Consider the following 19,886-nt stretch of genomic DNA (forward strand, 5'->3'; position numbering starts at 1 on the left):
CGTAGAAACGGTCAGCGCCTTTTTTGTATACACCTTAGCGAAGCTCTATTTCTTTCAGATCCACAGATACCAACAGGGGCTCCGGCAGCAAAGGAGTGTTATCTTCCTTCCTCACATACACCCGCCGTTTGGTAGCGATCTTAATACCGTTTACATCCACATAATCATCTGTATAATGCACCGCGCTGGCGCCGCCTAAAACATCCACATCGTAATCATGGCGGCGGATCAAGCCGGTCTTATCTATATAAAACACCTGCACGGCCCCATGGGTGGCTACGTTTTCGGGGAATTGCACCCGCAACCGCCGCCAGGTTTCGCCATTCTCTTCCCATAGTTCCAGCTCGCTTACCTCATAACCAGGCTGTATAAAGTTAAAAGGCGCATTGAAATAGGTCCACATGGCATAACCGGCAAAATATGCCAGCTGTAGCCGGGTCCAGGGCGTTTCTACCGTATGCCCTTTAAAAGAAGCCCGGGGATTGGCTAACTCTTCCACTACCGTGCCATTGGCATCCTCGATAGCAACCCTTCCCGGCTCAAAAACGGTATGCCAGTCAGTTTGAATAAAGGGGGAATGGGAGGCCCATTCTTTCTTCAGATCAACCGTTACATGCAGATCATCCATTACCCCCGGATGGCCTTTCATTGGCCAGGTAACGCCGCCTACCAGTAAACGGGCAGAAATATTGTCAAACTGTTCCCAGCGTGGCAGACCGCCATGCGCGGCTATTGTCAATGCTAATAAGTCGTTCATTTTTTTAGGTTTTGTTTGCTTACCTGTTGATCAGGTACAGTACAAAGGTACTAGCACGGGCAGCCGGCAAACATTCACCTATGTGAATAAATGCAAAGGGGTAGAAAATATTGGCTGCTATATAGAAAACTGCAAGAACCTGGAAAGGTATCCTTTCCGCGCGCTCAGTCCCTCAATACCCACCGGTCCGGATCCGGCTCAATGACTGCGGCGCAATACCCAGGTAAGATGCGATATAATGATTGGAGAACATTTGCAGCAAATGCGGCTCATCCTTCAGCAGTTTCTCATAACGGTCCGCAGCGCTCATAGTAAGCATGGCAAATACGCGGTCGTAGGTATAGATAAAAGACCGCTCATTCAGCTTACGCATCCACCGCTCAAAAAGCAGGGAACTTTCGATCATGCTGCTGACAGCCTCCCGGGTGAACAGGATGGCCTTTACATCTGTCAGGGTTTCTATGGTGATGGAAGACAGCTGCTCGCTTAAATAACTCTTATAATCTACCAGGAAAAGGTTCTTGAGATTACTCTCCGGCGTGTTAAAATGAAACAGCCAGGTGGTGGTCTTGCCGGTATAATCCGTATAATAAGACCGGGCCTTCCCGGATACAATAAAATAGGCCTTGTTGCTATTAACGCCCTCTTCCAGTACCAGCTCCTTTTTGGAGAACGTTACTTCCCGGGTGTTGGCAGCCACCAGCTCCATTACGCTTTCGTCCAATTTAACGAACCGGCCCATCACATCAAAAAAGGGCTGGCAGGCAGCTATAGTGGTCATGGTATTACAAGACAGTTGATACAGCGTAAAAATACACAATCATGCGGCATTTATCCGGTGGCTATTGCAGAAGGGCCACGGTGTCATTAATCCAGCCAGCAGACAACCATATGCACCGCCCGCCTACTACAGACGATATCCCCTTATAGCCTTCGATTGCAACGCCGGCAATACCGCCCCCGGTTTATCCAGGTAAAAATAAGCCGTAGCCGAAACATCATCCGACCGGTAAAAATTCGTCCAGGTATCAGACAGCCCCGCCGTTTTTAACCGCACCGTCTTCCCTTGCTGGTACAGGGCCAGCTGTTTCCCATCCATATCGCTGGTGATGGGGATCATCGGCGCCCCTGCTTCCTGCAGGGCAGCTACGGTGGATGTTTGTCCGCCCCCTATCTGTTGCAACGTCACCCGGCAACTGCTCGTAAAAAAGATAGGATCAGGGATATGGTACCGGTAAAAGCACCACTGCCGCAGAGAATCGCTGGATACCAGGCAGCCGGTATACCGCTGCGCAAAAAATCCCTGGCCCCAACCGGTACCTATATAATCCTCTGTGCCGGTGCCCACCAGTGTAGGCAGGGCCCGGTCCCCATCCAGGAACATTTTCACCTCTCCCTCACCCCACCATAATTTACCATAGGCCGGGTTGGCATTCACCCCCACATTCACGCCCAGGAAACGGCCCTTGCCCTGTATGCCCGGCAGCAGCTCAAAATCCCTGGAGGGCGTAGTAGCCGTATCCCGCCGCCAATAAGCATGGAAATACAGGTTATCCTCGTCCCAGTTTTTTACCAGGCTATAATCCACATCAAAAAAGAAATGGCTCAGGGCTTTGCCGGATTCATTGGTCACCACAATACGGGCTGCCTTGCGGAAAGGCATCGGGATAAAGCAATTAAAGGAGCGGCCCTCCGGGCTGGCAAACAGCGCATTCTCAAAAACGGCGGTGCGGCCCAGCCCTACGCCAAAGAAATCACCCAAAGGCACAGATACCGCCGGCGTAGACGCGCCATCCCAATACATCTCCAGTTTCAACAGGCGCAGCATCTCCGGCGACCGGTCTGCCAATGTAACCCATATCCGGTGGATGATACCCTGCCCCTGGATATCCAGCAGGGTATTGCTCGCTCCTGGGGCGATAGGATCACAGGGATGCCCTTTAGCTCCATTATTAGCTTTGCCGCCTGCCCCCTTCACCCCGTTCAAATTCTCCGGACTGCTCCACCGCGGCGTAAGATTATTATCAAACTGGTAAACAGGCGCCTGCGCCATACTACCGCACACCACACACGTCAATAACATAGAAAATAAAATACCAAAACGCATAGTCATTAATTAGCTACAGATGATCAACTAAAAAGCACGCTCGCTCGTATTCATCACTAACAATCAATTACAAAACATACCCACCCGCATTCATCATCAATAATCAACCAACAAACATTCCCCTCCGCATCCATCATTAGTAATTAGTAATTCGTAATTACTAGAACGCGTCTTCAAAATGCGCCAGCTCATACTTATCCTCCTGGGTAAAAGTGATAGCAATGATATCAAACCGTATCGCCGTCGGGATCCAGGGGCTCCGCGCCATAAATACCTCCGCGGCCGCCTGCAGATAATTCTGCTTCCGGATACCCACCGCCTCTTCCGGCCAGCCGTACAGGTCACTCATGCGCGTCTTTACTTCAAAAAATACCAGGCAATCTTCCCGGCTGGCAATGATATCGATCTCCTTCCTGCCCCATTTCCAGTTGGTATGTAATACCTCGTAAGCCTGTTCTTGTACGTATTGCCGGGCAATCAGCTCTCCTTTTTTACCCAGCTCATTATGGGAAGCCATTTTTTCAACTAATTTTGGGCCGGTTTACAATGGTTCATTAATAAATCTACAGAAATGGCTGCAGTTGATAAAAAGTTATTCCGGCTGGATGGTAAAGTACAGCACTATGCATGGGGTGGTTATACCTATATCCCCCAATTACTGGGACAACCCGCTAGCGATAAGCCCAGCGCGGAGTACTGGATGGGCGCGCATCCCAGCGCACCTGCCACCATTCACCTGAACGGACAAACCACTACGCTGGATCAACTGATACAGCAATCCCCCGCCCCCATCGTGGGCCAACAGGTATGGGACCGCTTTAAGGAGCTGCCTTACCTGCTCAAGATATTGGATGTAAAAGATATGTTGTCCATACAGGTGCACCCCACCAAGGCCGAAGCAGAAAAAGGTTTCGCCAGGGAAAACGAGGCCGGCATACCGCTCAATGCCCCGCACCGTAATTATAAGGACGCCAACCATAAACCGGAGATCATGGTGGCCCTCAGTGAGTTCTGGCTGCTGCATGGTTTTTTGCCGGAAGATAAACTGCGCACCGTACTGGAAACCGTGTCCGCATTCGCCTCACTCAAAACCGTGTACGAAAAAGAAGGAACCTACGGCTTGTACAAGACCGTCATGGAAATGCCCCAAGACCAGGTAAACCAGCTGTTACGCCCCCTGGGAGAAGCAGTCCTGGAAGCCTACCAGAACGGTCGCCTCGCCAAATCAGATCCCGCGTTCTGGGCTGGCAGGGCCATCGCCAATGATCCGCAGGGCCTGGACCGGCTGGACAGAGGCATCTTCTCTATCTACTTCTTCAATATTGTACAAACACAACCCGGAGACGCCGTTTTCCAGGATGCCGGTATACCGCACGCCTACCTCGAAGGCCAGAACGTAGAGCTGATGGCCAACTCTGACAACGTACTCCGCGGCGGCCTCACTCCCAAACATATCGATGTGCCGGAGCTGCTCAAACATACCCGTTTCGAAGGCGTACATCCGCATATCATGAAAGGAGAGCCCGCCGCCAACCCGGCAGAAAGGATCTACCACTCCCCCGCGCCGGATTTCGTGGTAAGCAGCATCACCCTGCAAACGGGAACCGTATACGAGCATACCAGCCAGGCGGCAGAGATCATGCTGGTGTTGAAAGGCGATGCAACCATCACCGGTTCCGACAACCTGGAGCTCCGGCAGGGCCAATCCGTTTTTGTAAGCGCCGGCGAACCTTACCGTATTACCGGTAATGCTTTGATCTTCAAAGCCACTGTACCGGTGAATAATTTATAATTTTAACGTAATTTAGCTGGATGATTGGCCTGACTGCCAGTCATCTGACCCAGATAAACGCAACAAGTTCCATCTGGTCAACAAACAGTCAAACTGGCTCAGATGAAATCCCTGATTCCATCTGACCAACATAAAAAATCAAAGTGATCCAGATGAAACAACAAAAATCATCCTTTTCAGAAATCCTCCTCATTGCAGGTCTTATCCTCGCGGCCGGTCTATGCCGTTTGATCACCAACGAACTGCAATGGTGGAACTTCAACGCCATTGGCGCCAGCGCCCTCTTTGGCGGCGTAGTGATCAAAAACAAACGCTTATCTTATATATTACCGCTGGCCACACTCTTCCTCACGGATCTTTGTTTCCAGCTCTTCACCAACATCCAGGGCTTCTACGGTGCGCAGATGTTCTTTGTATACGGCGCCTTCCTGCTCATCACCTTCATCGGCACACAGCTGAAGAAGATCAATGCGCTGACAATATTCCTGACAGCCATAGGCACAGGCCTGCTGTTCTTCCTGATCTCTAACTTCGGCGTATGGGTGCTGTCTAATATGTACCCGCATACCGCCAGCGGATTAATGGCCTGCTATGCCGCAGCCATCCCATTCTTCCGGAACGATATGTTCGGTAACTTCCTGCTCAATACCATCATGGGCAGCGTATGCTATAGCGCAGTATTATTCGGTGCATATGCACTGGTAAAAAGGATCGCGATCAAACCGCAGGGTCAGCTGGCCTAAGCGTTACATGATATTTTACTAAAGGAAGGGGTCGTCTCAAGGCAATTGAGGCGTCCCCTTTTGTTTTCAGGGCCGGTGTTTGCGGCAGGGACAATGCAAACCTTTTGGATCAGGCTGTTTAACAACCGCTTTCAACCAACCGCCCACGCCACAGAAACCGCCGCCACTAGCCTGAAAAGCAATCAAATTTTTACCACAGAATCAGTACATTTAAACAAGAATCAACCAAATATCCGAGGTCAGGGATGTATAACGCAACAGACAGTGTAAAAGACCTTTTCCGCCGTATCGCAGAAGGAGACGAAGCCGCTTTCAAGCTACTTTTTGATCATTACCTCCCTATCCTGCGTCCTTTTATATTCAAACTGGTACAGCAGGAATCCGGCGCAGAAGACGTAATGCAAAATACTTTTGTAAGGGTATGGCTCAACCGTGACAAGCTGGAGGGTGTAGAACATCCCCAGGCCTGGTTATACCGCCTTACCGCCAACGAATGTTATACCTGGCTTAAAAAAGAAGCCACCCTCCGCCTGCGCCACCAGGCCGCCGCCCACCCGGATACCGGCTACGATCCGGTGGCCGGCCAGCTGGCCCTCAAAGAAACGCGTCATCTCATCGCCCAGGCAGTCGATAAACTGCCGCCACAGCGTAAACAGATCTACCTGCTCAGCCGCAACGCAGGCCTTAAGATCCCGGAGATCGCGGACCAGCTGCAGCTTTCCCAGAGTTATATCAAAAACGCCATCGTATTTTCCCTCAAAAGCATCCGGGACCACCTGGAGAAGAACGGCCATTACATTCCGCTGATCGTACTGCTCTTTATAAAGGAATGAAACGCGCTCCTCTAAAGAATAACCATGTCACTGCTCTCCATAAAAGAGCCTCATTTTCCCTCAAACGATCACCTATCAAAGAACAGCCACCTGCTCTCCACCAAAGAGCCCCTTTTTCCCTCAACCCACCCCCTTCATCCAAAAAACTCCAAAAATATTTTCCCTCCGATAAGTACCGTTCCTTTTTTGCGCATTCTTATTAATAACACAGCATAACAACACACAGCAAAAACATGCAATCAGCCAGACTGGAATATCTGCTACAACAGCACACAACCGCCTCCCTTACACCGCAAGAACAGCAAGAGCTCGATCTCTTCCTTGCCAACGAAGGGAACCGGGACGATTTTACCGCCATCGTCACATCCATGCTGGCCCAACAACAACCAACCACAGACCTTCCAACACACTGGCACAACATACCAGACCGCATACTCGCCATGGACAAACCAACGCCCATAAAGCGCCTACCAGTCTGGAAACAAATCGCCGCCGCGGCCGCAATCCTGGCATTGCTCATCGCCGGCGGAACATTATGGTTCTCCCATAAAACCCCGGCGCCAATAGCCCAACAGCCGCATATACCACCCGGCTCCAACAAAGCTATCCTCACCCTGGCAAACGGTTCCACTATCCCCCTGGATAGCAACGGCAACCAACTCATCCACCAGGGCAACACCGCCATACGCCAAACCGGCGGCCTGCTGCACTATGATAACAACAACAACACAGCAACCGCCATCAGCTACAACACCCTCACCACGCCCCGTGGCGGCCAGTTCCAGGTACGTTTACCAGACGGTACCCAGGCCTGGCTCAATGCGGCCAGCTCCCTGCGCTACCCTACCCTTTTTACCGGCCTGCAACGCATCGTAGAAGTTACTGGCGAGGTCTATTTCGAAGTGGCCGCCAACGCTGCCCAGCCCTTTATTGTACAATCCAGCGGACTGGAAATTACCGTACTGGGCACCCACTTCAACGTAAACACCTATAAAGATGACGGCACATTACGTGTCACCCTCCTCGAAGGCGCCGTAAAGGTTAAGGGCGACGGGAGCCCCGTTACCTTGCAACCCGGTCAGGAAGCAATCATCAGCAACAATAACATCAACATCGCAACAGCAGATGAAGAACAGGCCATGGCCTGGAAGAACGGCTTCTTCGTATTCCGCAACGCCAGCATCGGAATGGTCTTCAACCAGCTAAGCCGCTGGTACAATATGGATGTACAATACAACGAGAATTTAAAAGACAAACGCTTCGTAGGCAAAATGCCCCGCAGCTATTCACTTGAAGAGATTTCAGCCGTTTTAAACGAAAGCGGCGTCTATATAACGATAGTCGGCAATAAAATACAAATACAAGAACCAACCAACCATTGACGGGAGTATCCCGCGGGTACTCTCCGTCTTTTTTAGAAAGAGGAAAAAGAAACAATCAATATCAACCAAATTACTGCTATGTCTGTAAACCTTCTATCCCGGTTACAGCCGGGCGATCTATGTCCGTCAACCAAAATATTACGAGCTATGAAGTGGTCAGTTATACTGCTGTTCATCGGCATGTTAAGCGCCCATGGCGCCGCTTTCTCCCAGAAGATCACCATCTCCGGCAGGAACATGCGCCTGGAAAATGTGCTCAGCGAGATCGAGCGCCAAAGCGGCTACCAGTTTTGGTACGAGGCCGGTATGTTAAACAATGCCCGCGCCATCGACATCAATGTAAAGAACATGGCGCTCGAAGAAGTGCTCGATAAAAGCCTCAAAGCGCAGCACATCCGCTGGAAGATCGTCAAACAAACGATCATCCTCACCAAAGAGAAAAACACCGTACAGGAGGCGGCATTGCCCGCGCAGCTGATCAGCGGCGTGGTGGTGGATGGCCTCTCCTTTATGCCGCTGCCCGGCGCTTCCATCCGTCTGAAAAGCAATAACAAATACAGCGTCACGGATGCGGAAGGCCATTTTTCCGTGCCTACAGACCTGCAGGCAGATCAGCTTCAGGTTACCTTTATCGGCTACCAGCCGCTATCCGTACACTGGGCGGCGGGCGATAAGCTGCGCATCCGCCTCTTCCCGGCCCCGGCCAAACTAAATGAGACCGTTATCACCGGCTACAGCGAAAAGAAAGTTGGCGAGCTTACCGGCTCTATCCAAAAGATCTCCGGCGATGCCCTCCGCAGAGGCATCACCACCTCTGACCCGGTATCGCTGTTGAAAGGCTGGGCCACGGGTTTGTACATCTCTGAACAACAGGCGGGGGATCCTACCAGCAGCGGCGGACAAATATTCGTACGCGGCCAGAGCAGCGTCGTAGGCGTAGGGGTTGACCAGGCCAACGAGTTCGCCATGCCCACGCAGAACTACGGCCCGCTCCTGGTGCTGGACGGCGTTATCATGCCCAACCAGAACCTCAAGGAGATCGTCACCCCGCAGGAGATCCAGGATATTACCATCCTCAAAGATGCCGCCGCCACGGCCATCTATGGCTCCCGCGCTGCCGCCGGCGTACTGGTGGTGAACACCAAAAGAGGCAAACTGGGCAAAACCCGCGTCAACGCAGAGGTAAAATATGGCCTCAACCATCCCAGCCGCGGCCCGGTACGTTTTCTCAGCGCACAGGAACTGTATGATCTTCAGAAATCATACTATACAGAAAATTACAGTATCAACAACGCCGCACTGTCGCCCACTTATCCCACGCTGCAGGCCTATCTCGATAACCGCCTCCCATCACAGGAAGAGGTTGCCCATCCCTACGATTGGGAGAAATACGGTTTTCTCAACAGCAACACCAAAGAGGTGAATGTGAACGCCAGCGGCGGCAACGAAAAAACGCGGTTTTATACCGGCGCCTCTTATTACAATGAACAATCCACCGCTGTAATGAACGGCTTAAAACGTATGAGCTTCCGCTTGAATCTCGATACCCGTCTTTCAGACCGCCTTACCTCCAGCATCGCTATCAACGCCATCATCAACAACGGGCGGCAGCAATACTCCAGCACCGGCACTTTCCTGTATTCGCTGGTACCCTGGGCTAACCCGTATAATGCAGACGGTACCATCCGCCCCTCGCTGGATTATAAGATGAATGGCAGCATGCAACAGAACGAGAACCCCTTGTTCGAGGATCAGTACAACTACGTTGGCCTCCGTTCACAGCTGCTCTTCGGCTCTGCCAAACTGGATTATAAGATCACAGACTGGCTCAGTATTTCTACCACTAACTCCGGTAACCTGAATTACAATAAAACAGAGCGTTATATGGATGCCCGGTCCTTTGGCGGCTCTGGCACCATCTATTCTCCCAAAGGTTACCTGGGCACTACCACCAATTACCTGAGCTCCTACCTTACCTCTAACCAGCTTAACTTCCGTAAAAGCTTTGGCGAGCATACCATCCGCGCGCTGGCAGCCATGGAGTTTGGCCTCACGCATGTAGAAGATATCCGGGTGAATGTGAACAACGTACGGGCAGGTTACCCCGTTATATCCCTGGGCCGCCAGGTGGGCCCTTCTTATGATTACTCCAGCTTTGGCATCATCCCTACCAAAGCCGGTAACGTAGAAGGTGGTAAGGAAGAACGCGGCGTATACTCCATGTTTGGCGAAGCCGGTTACACCTACCACGGCCGCTACAGCCTCAACGCCTCCCTCCGCAGGGATGCTTCCAGCAGCTTTGGCAAGGATAACCGTTATGGTACCTTTTACTCCGTAGGCGGCGCCTGGATAGTAAGCGAAGAACGTTTCCTCGCACAGCAAAAATGGCTCAGCAATCTTAAACTGCGCCTCAATTACGGCACCAATGGCTCCCAACTGGGCGATAACTTCCTGTCTAACACCCTTTACCAGCCCCGCACTACCTACAGCGGCCAAACCGGCGCCACAATAGTGGTGCTGGGCAATCCAGACCTGCGTTGGGAGATCACCAAAACGCTCAGCAGCGGCATCGATCTGGGGCTGTTTAACCGTGTAACGGCCAGCGTGGATTATTACCGCCGCCGTTCAGACGATCTGCTGCAAAAAGTGGCCCTGACCTCCCTGGCTGGTTTTGACAGCCAGTGGCAAAATGTGGCCAGCGTGCAGAACCGCGGTGTAGAGATCCTTATCAACTCAGATAATATCGTGCACAAGAATTTCCGCTGGAATATGAGCTTCAACGTCACCTTCAACAAGAATAAGATCCTCCATGTGGCTAACGACTCCCTCCGCCAGGGCTTCTATACCTCCAACAGCTTTTACCTCAAAGCCGGCGAAGATATCAATAGCCTCAAGGCCGTCAAATACGCCGGCGTAGATGCCCAAACCGGCCAGCCCCTGTTTGAAAAACTCCTCTTCGATGCCAAAGGCAATGTAACCGGCAAGGAACTGGTACACACCCCGGAAGAAGTGGATGCAGGCACAGATACCCGCCAGTTCCAGACCATTGGCTCTTTTCAGCCAAAATATTACGGTGGATGGAATAACAGCTTCAGCTACAAACAATTCACCCTCAGCGCCCTTGTCACCTTTGCCGTGAAATATATTATGGTGGATGATCTGGCACAACAGATGCAGGGTTACTATGTAGATACGTACAACCAATTAGCCTACCGTAAATCCCAGCATGTCTGGACCAAACCCGGACAAACAGACGCCACAGAGCCTTCCATCTACTACCAGGCCAACACGCCCTGGAGCGGCACCAGCAAATTCATGCACGATGGCACCCATGCCCGCCTGCGCAGCGTAAGGCTTAGCTATGACCTGCCAGCTTCGCTGCTCACCCGTCTCCGCCTGGCTAACTGCCAGGTATATATCAGCGGTGATAACCTGTACACCTGGTACTCAAAGGATATCATGGCGGCTGATCCGGAAGGCCCTTCCGTAGGCCAGGCGCAGGACTTTGGTACCTCCGTCGGCTCCGGCGTAGGCGCGCCCCGCCGGTATGTATTTGGTTTACAGGTAGGTTTTTAACCACATCTAAAAAAGAAAATAATGAAAAGGATCCACTACTATATACTTATAGCTGCCCTGGCGCTAAGCGCCTGCGATGGCAAGATTGACGATATCCGGCCGCTCACCAAGATCGATAAGGAGGGCGAGCTGTCCTCTCTGGAAGGCATAGAGGAAACTACCGTTGGCGCTTATGTAATGCTCACCACACTCCAGCGGGTATGGCTCGACTTTGGCGAAAGCCGTGGCAACAACGTCACCCTGCAGGAATGGGCGCCGGCCAGCAAGAATACAGACGCTTTTTTCTTCCGTAACAGCAATGGCCCTACGTCCGGTTACAGCGTAGAGATGTTCCGGAGTGCCTACCAGCTCATCGTAAGCATAAACGTTACGTTGGAAGGTATGCGGGACTTTGAGCAAACCGGTTACGCCGGCCTTACCCAGGAAGAGAAAGACCGTTTCCAGTACGCCCGTGGCGAGAACCTTTTCCTCCGGGCCTTTACCTATTTTAACCTGGTGCGCGCTTTTGGCAAACCCTATTACCAGGGTGGCGGCAGCGGCCCGTCAGTGCCCTTAAAACTGAGCAGTAGCCTGGATGATGTACCTGCCCCGGCCACCGTAGCAGAAGTATACAATTTCATTATAGACGAACTGCAAACAGCCGCTCAGCTCATGAAAGCCCCGGTTACCAGAACAAATGCCTTTGCCACCACCGCTGCTGCCTGGGCCCTCCTCAGCCGTGTGTACCTGTATAAAGGCGGCGCCGTGGCCAGTCCGGATAATACCGCCAACCAGCAGGTCATCCTTTATACAGATAGCGTGCTTACCCAAACATCCGGCCGCTACGCCCTCCAGCAGGGCGATGCCTATCGCAATATGTTTGGCGATGATGAAACCGGCGCCATAGGCCGCTCCAAAGGCCAGGACAACAAAGAATACATTTTCGCCTATGACAACACCACCGGCGGCTCTGATCTGGGACAGCTCTTCCATTTTGACGCTATCTACAACGTGGGCGCCATCTTCCTGCCATCTTCGGACCTGCGGCAACAATTCACGGCAGCAGATATACGGGGTAGTTTCTTTAAGCTGAATGTAAACTCTAACTATACAGAAACCACCAAATGGCTGGTCCTCAACGAAGCCTGGATCACCTACGGGCCCAACGGATTCCTGCGCCTGGGAGAGATCTACCTGAACCGGGCAGAAGCCGCCGCCAAACTAAAGAACTATACCGCCGCCCGGGATGCGCTTACCATCATCCATACCCGCGCAGGCCTGCCCGCCGCAGATATTATCAGTCTGCCGGATACGGACCTGCTTACCGCCATATTAAAGGAACGCCGCCTGGAACTGGCCTTTGAAGGCCATGCGGGCTACGATTATTTCCGCAATGGCCTGCCCATGACCCGCATCGCCGCGGATAATAACGGCAGTGCGCTCACTATTCAACCGGATGATCCTAAAATTGTATTCACCTTACCCACTAATTAATAAAACGACTAACTAATAAAACGAAAACCAGATAACATGAAAAGAACATGCTTCCTTGCCATTACCTTAGCCGCCATGGCATTCTCCTGCCAGGGGCAACAAAAGGACAAACTAACCCTCACCGGCCATATCAGGGGCCTGCAGGACTCCGTGATACACATCTACTATGATGGAGAGCACGCCGATACCGTGCCCGTACAGGATGGCCATTTCACCTGGAGCCGCCGCCTGCCGGAGCCGGCCAAATTATTCGTGACCACCAGCCGCCGCTACCTGGAATTCTTCGGAGAGAACGGAACTATGCAGCTTAGCGCACATATCGACTCTACAGAGCAGATGCAGGTCACCGGCTCCCCCGTACAGGACGAATACCAGGCCTATAAAAACTCCTTAAAGGATATCGAGGAGAAAGAATACCCCCTCTACGATGAATACGCCAAAGTAAAGGGTAACGAAGCCGCTACCGCCAAAATAGACGATCAGCTGGAAGAATATCGCAAACAAACCCGCGAGCGGACACTGAACTATATCAGTCAGCACCCCGCCAGCGTCGTAAGCGCCAACCTGGTAGCCGGTATGGCCTCTATGGGCGAATATTCCAAAGTACTCACCGCCTACAACCAGCTGGCTCCTTCCGTCAGGAATACCGCTACCGGCAAAAAGATCGTAAAACGGCTCGAAGTGCTTAAACGCAGCGCTATCGGCGCCAAAATGAAGGACTTTACCCAGGCAGATCCCGCCGGCAAGCCCTTCCAGTCATCCGCGCTCCGTGGCAAATATGTGCTGGTAGATTTCTGGGCCAGCTGGTGCGGCCCCTGTCGGGCAGAGAACCCCAATGTGCTCAAGGCCTACAACACCTACAAGGATAAGAATTTCACCGTACTGGGCGTATCGTTGGATGATAAGGCGGACCGCTGGCAAAAAGCCATTAAGGAAGACGGTATGCCCTGGCAGCAGGTATCTGACCTTAAAGGCTGGAAGAACGAGGTATCCAACTACTACGGTATCAACGGCATCCCCAGCAATTTCCTCATCGATCCGCAGGGTAACATCGTTGCCAAGGACCTGAGGGGCGTTGCCCTGCAGCGCAAGCTGGCAGAAGTGATCCAATAACATCCATATCCTGCATATGAACACAGCGTTTATGCTTCCGGTTGCCTTCCTGCTCCATGTAACCGTACAGGGGCAGGCCCTGCAACCCTTCACCTTAACAGGTACGGTAAAAGGTATGCCCACAGGTACCATCTACCTTAGCTACCCCGTTTCGGAAGATCAGTACCAGCAAGATAGCGCCGTCCTGCAAAACGGGCGCTTTACCATCAAAGGCGCGCTGCCAGGCCCGGTATCCGGCGTTATTTACCGGGATAAGAACCTGATCATGAGCCCCACCGCAGATCTCATGAACGTTTTCCTGCAACCCGGCCAAATGACGGTCACACTGGAAAAAGGTCACTTCCCCGAAGGTCATCTCCAGGGTTCCGCCCCCCAGGAAGAGCTGGATGCCCTCGAAAAAGAACGGGCGCCTGTCAACCGGCAGCTGCGGCCTTTATCCATTGCTTTCGATGAAGGAAACAACGCCTACATAGCCGCCATGCGCGCCAAAAAGGACGAGGCCTTTCTAAAGCCGCTAAAAGCTTCGCTGGATAGTATCAAGGAAAATATGGAGCCTTTTTACGAAGCCATGGACCAGGTAGACAGCAGCTTTATCAGCCAGCATCCCGCCTCCTACGTAAGCGCTTATCTCTTACGCTACAAGGTCAGCGGCATGCCCCTCCGGCAAGGCGAAGCAGCATACGCAAAACTCTCCCCGGACATCCGGCAAAGCCTGTACGGGAAAGCCATCCGCACAGAGCTGGATGGCCTCCGCAAAGGCTCCCCCGGCAGCGTGGCCTATACATTCACCAAAACAGATATCAACGGCCAGGAGCTAAGCCTGGCCGCCCTCAAAGGCAAATACGTGCTCCTGGATTTCTGGGCCAGCTGGTGTGGCCCCTGCCGCAAAGGCAACCCGCATCTCAAAAACCTGTACCACCAGTACAAGGATAAAGGCCTCGAGATCATCGGCATCTCCGATGATGACCGCGCTGCCGCCGCCTGGAAAAAAGCCGTGGCGGAAGACGGCATCGGCATCTGGAAACACGTACTCCGCGGACTGGACATGGACAAACGCCGTACAGGCCAGCCCAACCCGGAAGACATCAGCGATCATTACGGCATCCACAGCCTGCCCACCAAAATACTGATTGACCCTAATGGCAACATCATTGGCCGTTACGGCGGTGGCGGCGAAGACGATGACGCCATGGATAAAAAGCTGGCGGCCCTGTTTGGGCCAGGGCATAACAGCAAGGAGGATTGACATGAAAAAAGGAGGCCGTTACTGGCCTCCTTTTATTTAAATATCTTCCAGGTATCAATAGGAAAATTTCCTTGTACGGGTCTTATACAAACTGCCCGCAAATGTTTGCGTAGACACTACCTTCGTGAGCTGCTGATCGGCATTATAAGTATAGGTAAAAGCATTGACCGTCGTCGTTTGCGTAGTGTTAATAAACGTGCTGCCTGTACACATGTTTTTGTTAAACCATGTCTGTTGATCTGCTATATCATTCATACCAAGCGCACTATTATCGTTAAACAAAGAAAGTGATTTGAAAATATTCGGATCACTGTTATAGGTCAATGTGCTTTCACCAGTAAAAAGGCCTCCGGAATATGACTTTATTTTAGTGATATTACCATCCGTCACCTCGTATATATAATACGCGCCCAGGCTGAGTTCCCCATTCGGACCGACCGCGTAGCTGCTGTTTTTTGAAACAACACCGTTTGTATATTCAAACACATTTCTATTTTCATCGTTACCTTGCTTATGGCTGATTTGCGTTAGCTGGTTAGCTGCATTGTAAGTATAGGTAACGGTTGTGATCGAACCATTATCCTTCAGCACCATCTGGCTAAGATTTCCGGCGTCGTTATAAGTCCCGATCAGCGAATCCTCCCAGGAAACATTGACAACATTTTTCATCCGGTTGTTTGCGTCATAATTAAACACAAATGTTGTATCATCAACACCCGTCCCCTGTATCATGCCAATGAAATTATGACTGGCGGGCTGGGATGTGTCAACCGGGCTTTCATCGTCCCCCGGTGTCTCAGTCTCAGGTTTCGGGTTATCTTCAGTTTTACTACAGGAAACAAACGCCGTAAACGCGCATAATAATGCAGGAATAACAAATCTCATTTTCATAAGTATGGGTTTCATGAACCGCAAAACTAACTATTTCAGCTTAGTTAAAAATAACATATATGGGTGAGCAGCGCCTTCATCTTCGCTTTAACACATATAAAAAATCCCGGCCGCAAGCTGCAACCGGGATAGGCTATAAACCATTAACTTCTTTCAATAAAAAAGCTTCCAGGTCTGGTTTCCCCCGGGCCTGCCTTCAAATGTCTGGCCCCACACCACCATCGCCAGCTGCTTTTCATCATTATAACTGTACGTAAAAGTATTAATAGTGGGCACGTCACCACTCGGGCCCTGGGACAGGCCCGTTAGCAGGTTCTTATTGAACCAGCACTCATCATTGGCAATATCATCTATAAACGTAAATCCATTAATGTTCAACAAAGAAACCCCTTTAAACACATTCGGATCACTACCATAGGTCAATGTTTTTTGCGTACCAGGACTGCCATCCGCGTTAAAGTATCGTATGCTGGTAATATTGCCAGCTGTTACCTCATAGGTATAGTACCCCGTAAGATAAGGTTGCCCGTTATTGATGTCAGGATGGCTCGTGTAAGAGGTTTTCTTAGTGATCAGGCCATTGTTATATTCTAAAGTGTCTGAAAACGCAGCATCAATCCCCCTTTCACTTTCGTATGTACTGTTGATCCGGGTTAACTGGTTAGCTGCATTGTAAGTATAATCAACAGTTACCACGTCCCCATCCCCCTTCGCCACCACCTTTACCGGGTTGCCGGCGCTGTTATAAGTCGCCATCACAGAATCTTTTAACGTCGTATTTACCACTTTGGTAACCCTATTCCCCGCATCATAGCTAAGCACAAAACTGGTATCATCCCCGCCGGTTCCCTCCGTCACGCCAACAAAATAAGGGCCTCCGGGATGGGCATTTTCATCCGGATCGGGATTCGGGTTATCATCATCTTTGCCGCAGGACACAAATGTCAGTAAAGCAAACAAAACAGGCATAGCAGATCTTAATCTCATAAATATGGGTTTCATTGAATCATTTAATGTATACGCTTAAAGGTGATCTATAGGTTGATGGCCCAACGCATTCCCATCCTTATCCAAAGGAATAAAAGTGCTGTAGGCCACCTCCAGTATATTACCTTCAATATCCTCAAAATAGAAGAACAGCCCGCCAAAAGGAGGCGCAGTAGGCGGTTTCAGGATCTTTACGCCTTTGGCCTTCAGCTGTTCATACAGCGTGTTTACTTCCGCTTCTGTAGCCACATTATAGCCAATGGTAACAGAACGGAAACCGCTCCCTTCCGGCGGCACGCCAATAAAATCCGCCAGGGCTTTACGTTTGCCTAAGCTGAACAGGAAACCGTTCATCTGGTAAAAGATAATATCCTGGTTTTCCGCCACCGGTTTCCAGCCAAAGCTCTCTTCATAGAACTTTTTCATAGCCGGGAGGTCATCCGCTCCCAATGTTAGTACGCTTATACGTTGTTGCATCATATAGTTGATTTTTTTTACCGGGTGATAGAAAAACGCATGATCGTAAAACCTGCCCCTGTTTCTCTACTTGATAGCCCCAAAATCAGCTATGCAAGATATTGACAACTGATATTGGACTTACCCCTATCCGTTATTTAAATTTTCTTTTCAGCTACCGGAAAGATCGGCAATATTGGGGGCAATGGCATTGATCTCAGGCCTCGCCGTTATAATCATCGTATACCACAAATTACCGTTTATTTACCTTATACCCTATGGATGAGCTAACCCGCAATCACTGCATAAAAACAATACACTTACTTAAATGTAAGTATGCCAAAGCAAGTACAGCCCTCCCATAGCTTTGCGAAAAAAAATCATGAAGTATAAGCTTAAATTACTGGCTACCATCCTATTCCTCACCACTGCTGTGATAGCGCAGGAAAAAAATACTACATTCTCCCATTTCATAAAGGGCATTACAAATCCGGAAGACATCATTCAGATCCCGGATGCGCAATGGGTACTCGTCAGCTCAATGGCGTCAGACGCCAGTTCCTCCGGCGCCATCTATGGCATAAACACCCAAACGGAAGAAATAAGGCTCCTGTTCACCCCGGGCAAAGACAATACAGCAAACCATCACCTTGCCCGGTTTGCCCCTCATGGCATTTACGTACACAAGGATCAGCTATTGGTCATCAACCACGGTAGCAGGGAAGCAATAGAACTATTTGATCTCCATTTTGAAAACGGAGCGCCTAAGCTAAAATGGTCGCGTTATATCAGCTTCCCCGCAAATGTTTGGGCCAACGGCCTGGTAACCGGTAATGATGGAAAAATCTATGCCACCGCTATGTACGACCCTGCCGATACCTTGTTTCTACAAAAATTCACCCATGCCCTTCCTACAGGCGCCGTTTGGCAATGGGACGATCTAAACGGATGGCGGCCATTTAATAAGATGCTGTTTTCCGCCGCCAATGGCATTGCCATTTCGCCAGATGGTAAATATCTCTACGTTGCTGAGTGGGCCCGGCGGCGTGTGCATAAGCTATCAACAAGCAATGATGCAGATACACTAGCTATTGAGGTAGATTTTATGCCTGATAATATCCGCTGGACCAAAGATGGGCAGCTTATTATCGCCGGCCAACGGGCCTTACCGGTAACCGTATTCACCAATAAAGGCATTCATCAAAAAGTGGTATATTTCAGCGTAATAAAGATAGATCCCGCATCCATGGCTCACAAGCCGCTCTTAAAAGCTGGCGGCAGTACATTTGCAAGTGCAACAGTTGCAGCAGAAATAAATGGAAGCTATTGGATCGGCTGTGTAGGAGATAACAAAATAGCGGTGTATACTAAAAAATAGGTCATGCCGGAATTTTTTCATGATAGAAGGTTGTACTATACACCCATAGAGTTTGCCTTAAAACATATAGGCGGCACCTGGAAAATGCCTATACTGTGGCGCTTGCAGGGAGAAGCCCAACGCTTCAGCGAGCTTAAAAAAGATATTCCGCACATTACAGATAAGATGCTTACCAGCCAGCTCCGGGAATTGGAAACCAAAGGACTTGTCAAAAGGATCGTTCTACCCGGGACCACACCCCGGGTAGAATATAGTTTAACGGACAAAGGCAAAACTGCTATCCCCGTTATTGAAACCATTATGAAGTATGGATTCGGGCTAATGCAGGAAGAAGGTATTGAATGGCCACATTAAATTTTATGCTTTATCCTCCCACTGCAAAAACCAATAATCCCCGTGCCGCACTTTCTCATACCCCCCAACATGCACCGCCCCCTTAAACAACGGGCAATCAACCACCAGCGTATGAAACTCCCCATTCTCCCCGCATACATCCACCCCTTTCGCTTCCAGCTCATGCACCAACCCCATATCCATCACACGCCCCAGGAAATCCGGCCCTAACTGCACATTGCAGGAAACGATCATCGTGCGGATCCCATCCCGCAACATCGCCTCCACCAACGCCCGCCGCGGCTGTTGCCACAGCGGCAATACCGCCTCAATTCCCGCCGCCGCACACACCTTCTCCTCCCAGTCACGATGCGCCTGCAGGTCAATATCGCCAAAAACCGCGGCCCCTACTTTATAAAGTTCCGTGATCTGGTGCAGCGCAGCTATAAACCGCATCTCATACGCCTCCCACGAGGCAGGCACCGTAATAAGCGGCAATCCCACTGCCTCCGCCTGTTGCAGTAATAAATGATGCGGCAGCCCATGCGAACGGGAGATCTGCCCGTTCTCATTCATCATATTTAACAATACCGTAGGCTGATAACCGGCCGCTATAGCCTGCATCATGGCATAACAGCTGTCTTTACCCCCACTCCAGGAAACTAATGTTTTCAATGTTGCAATAGTTGATGTTGAACAATGGATACCTTGTACCAGGTACAGCAATGTAATGGTTTTAATTGGTAGTCGGATTTGGCTGATTGGAGGAAAATACTATGTACATCTTGGCATGAAACGCCTATATTTCATCACACTGAT

Annotated in this window: 18 protein-coding genes; 10 read left to right on the forward strand and 8 right to left on the reverse strand. The window is 50.7% G+C overall.

Going from position 1 to position 19,886, the window contains the following annotated elements:
• Positions 1-34 precede the first annotated feature (34 nt).
• From F0L74_RS20095 to F0L74_RS20110, 4 genes are all read right to left on the reverse strand, one after another.
• On the reverse strand, positions 35-757 hold the full coding sequence (locus F0L74_RS20095) for a hypothetical protein (protein ID WP_149839708.1): 723 nt from the start codon (positions 755-757) through the stop codon (positions 35-37).
• Between the two features lie 172 nt (positions 758-929).
• Complete coding sequence (locus F0L74_RS20100) at positions 930-1,538, reverse strand: Crp/Fnr family transcriptional regulator (protein ID WP_149839709.1); 609 nt, start codon at positions 1,536-1,538, stop codon at positions 930-932.
• A gap of 126 nt (positions 1,539-1,664) precedes the next feature.
• Complete coding sequence (locus tag F0L74_RS20105; protein WP_246197775.1) at positions 1,665-2,840, reverse strand: glycoside hydrolase family 172 protein; 1,176 nt, start codon at positions 2,838-2,840, stop codon at positions 1,665-1,667.
• A gap of 184 nt (positions 2,841-3,024) precedes the next feature.
• Positions 3,025-3,381, reverse strand: a complete 357-nt coding sequence (locus tag F0L74_RS20110; RefSeq protein ID WP_149839711.1) for a YraN family protein — start codon at positions 3,379-3,381, stop codon at positions 3,025-3,027.
• 54 nt (positions 3,382-3,435) lie between these two features.
• Between F0L74_RS20110 and manA the strand changes: the two genes are divergently transcribed.
• The 8 genes from manA (at position 3,436) to F0L74_RS20150 (ending at position 15,022) form a co-directional block, all read left to right on the forward strand.
• Positions 3,436-4,656, forward strand: coding sequence for a mannose-6-phosphate isomerase, class I (gene manA, locus F0L74_RS20115; RefSeq protein WP_149839712.1), 1,221 nt, complete (start codon positions 3,436-3,438; stop codon positions 4,654-4,656).
• Positions 4,657-4,808: 152 nt separating this feature from the next.
• Entirely contained in the window at positions 4,809-5,399 is a 591-nt protein-coding gene (locus tag F0L74_RS20120; protein ID WP_149839713.1) for a DUF6580 family putative transport protein, read from the forward strand.
• A gap of 245 nt (positions 5,400-5,644) precedes the next feature.
• Positions 5,645-6,232, forward strand: coding sequence for an RNA polymerase sigma factor (locus F0L74_RS20125; protein WP_149839714.1), 588 nt, complete (start codon positions 5,645-5,647; stop codon positions 6,230-6,232).
• Positions 6,233-6,465: 233 nt separating this feature from the next.
• Positions 6,466-7,614 (forward strand): FecR family protein, encoded by a 1,149-nt coding sequence (locus F0L74_RS20130; protein ID WP_149839715.1) that lies wholly within the window; start codon positions 6,466-6,468, stop codon positions 7,612-7,614.
• Positions 7,615-7,761: 147 nt separating this feature from the next.
• Positions 7,762-11,190, forward strand: coding sequence for a SusC/RagA family TonB-linked outer membrane protein (locus F0L74_RS20135; protein WP_188316084.1), 3,429 nt, complete (start codon positions 7,762-7,764; stop codon positions 11,188-11,190).
• Positions 11,191-11,211: 21 nt separating this feature from the next.
• Complete coding sequence (locus tag F0L74_RS20140; RefSeq protein WP_149839717.1) at positions 11,212-12,663, forward strand: RagB/SusD family nutrient uptake outer membrane protein; 1,452 nt, start codon at positions 11,212-11,214, stop codon at positions 12,661-12,663.
• A 36-nt stretch (positions 12,664-12,699) separates the two neighbouring features.
• The gene (locus F0L74_RS20145; protein WP_149839718.1) at positions 12,700-13,776 is read left to right on the forward strand and encodes a TlpA disulfide reductase family protein; all 1,077 of its coding nucleotides are present in this window, start codon (positions 12,700-12,702) and stop codon (positions 13,774-13,776) included.
• 16 nt (positions 13,777-13,792) lie between these two features.
• Positions 13,793-15,022 (forward strand): TlpA disulfide reductase family protein, encoded by a 1,230-nt coding sequence (locus F0L74_RS20150; protein ID WP_213087038.1) that lies wholly within the window; start codon positions 13,793-13,795, stop codon positions 15,020-15,022.
• Between the two features lie 54 nt (positions 15,023-15,076).
• Here F0L74_RS20150 and F0L74_RS20155 read toward each other — a convergent pair whose 3' ends face one another.
• The 3 genes from F0L74_RS20155 to F0L74_RS20165 all read right to left on the reverse strand — a co-directional run bounded on the left by F0L74_RS20155 (position 15,077) and on the right by F0L74_RS20165 (position 17,380).
• Entirely contained in the window at positions 15,077-15,913 is an 837-nt protein-coding gene (locus F0L74_RS20155; protein ID WP_188316085.1) for a hypothetical protein, read from the reverse strand.
• A gap of 153 nt (positions 15,914-16,066) precedes the next feature.
• Positions 16,067-16,900 carry a hypothetical protein gene (locus tag F0L74_RS20160; protein WP_149839720.1) on the reverse strand — a complete coding sequence of 278 codons (834 nt, stop codon included), beginning with the start codon at positions 16,898-16,900 and terminating at the stop codon, positions 16,067-16,069.
• Between the two features lie 36 nt (positions 16,901-16,936).
• Entirely contained in the window at positions 16,937-17,380 is a 444-nt protein-coding gene (locus F0L74_RS20165; protein ID WP_149839721.1) for a VOC family protein, read from the reverse strand.
• Between the two features lie 358 nt (positions 17,381-17,738).
• Between F0L74_RS20165 and F0L74_RS20170 the strand changes: the two genes are divergently transcribed.
• Both F0L74_RS20170 and F0L74_RS20175 read left to right on the forward strand, forming a co-directional pair.
• Positions 17,739-18,734 carry an SMP-30/gluconolactonase/LRE family protein gene (locus F0L74_RS20170; protein ID WP_149839722.1) on the forward strand — a complete coding sequence of 332 codons (996 nt, stop codon included), beginning with the start codon at positions 17,739-17,741 and terminating at the stop codon, positions 18,732-18,734.
• 3 nt (positions 18,735-18,737) lie between these two features.
• Positions 18,738-19,088: a winged helix-turn-helix transcriptional regulator gene (locus tag F0L74_RS20175; RefSeq protein ID WP_149839723.1), complete on the forward strand. Its 351-nt coding sequence runs from the start codon at positions 18,738-18,740 to the stop codon at positions 19,086-19,088.
• A 3-nt stretch (positions 19,089-19,091) separates the two neighbouring features.
• Here F0L74_RS20175 and F0L74_RS20180 read toward each other — a convergent pair whose 3' ends face one another.
• Positions 19,092-19,742 (reverse strand): Dph6-related ATP pyrophosphatase, encoded by a 651-nt coding sequence (locus F0L74_RS20180; protein ID WP_149839724.1) that lies wholly within the window; start codon positions 19,740-19,742, stop codon positions 19,092-19,094.
• Positions 19,743-19,886 lie beyond the last annotated feature (144 nt).

The sequence above is a fragment of the Chitinophaga agrisoli genome, from assembly GCF_008386695.1.
In the GTDB taxonomy this organism is placed as follows: domain Bacteria; phylum Bacteroidota; class Bacteroidia; order Chitinophagales; family Chitinophagaceae; genus Chitinophaga; species Chitinophaga agrisoli.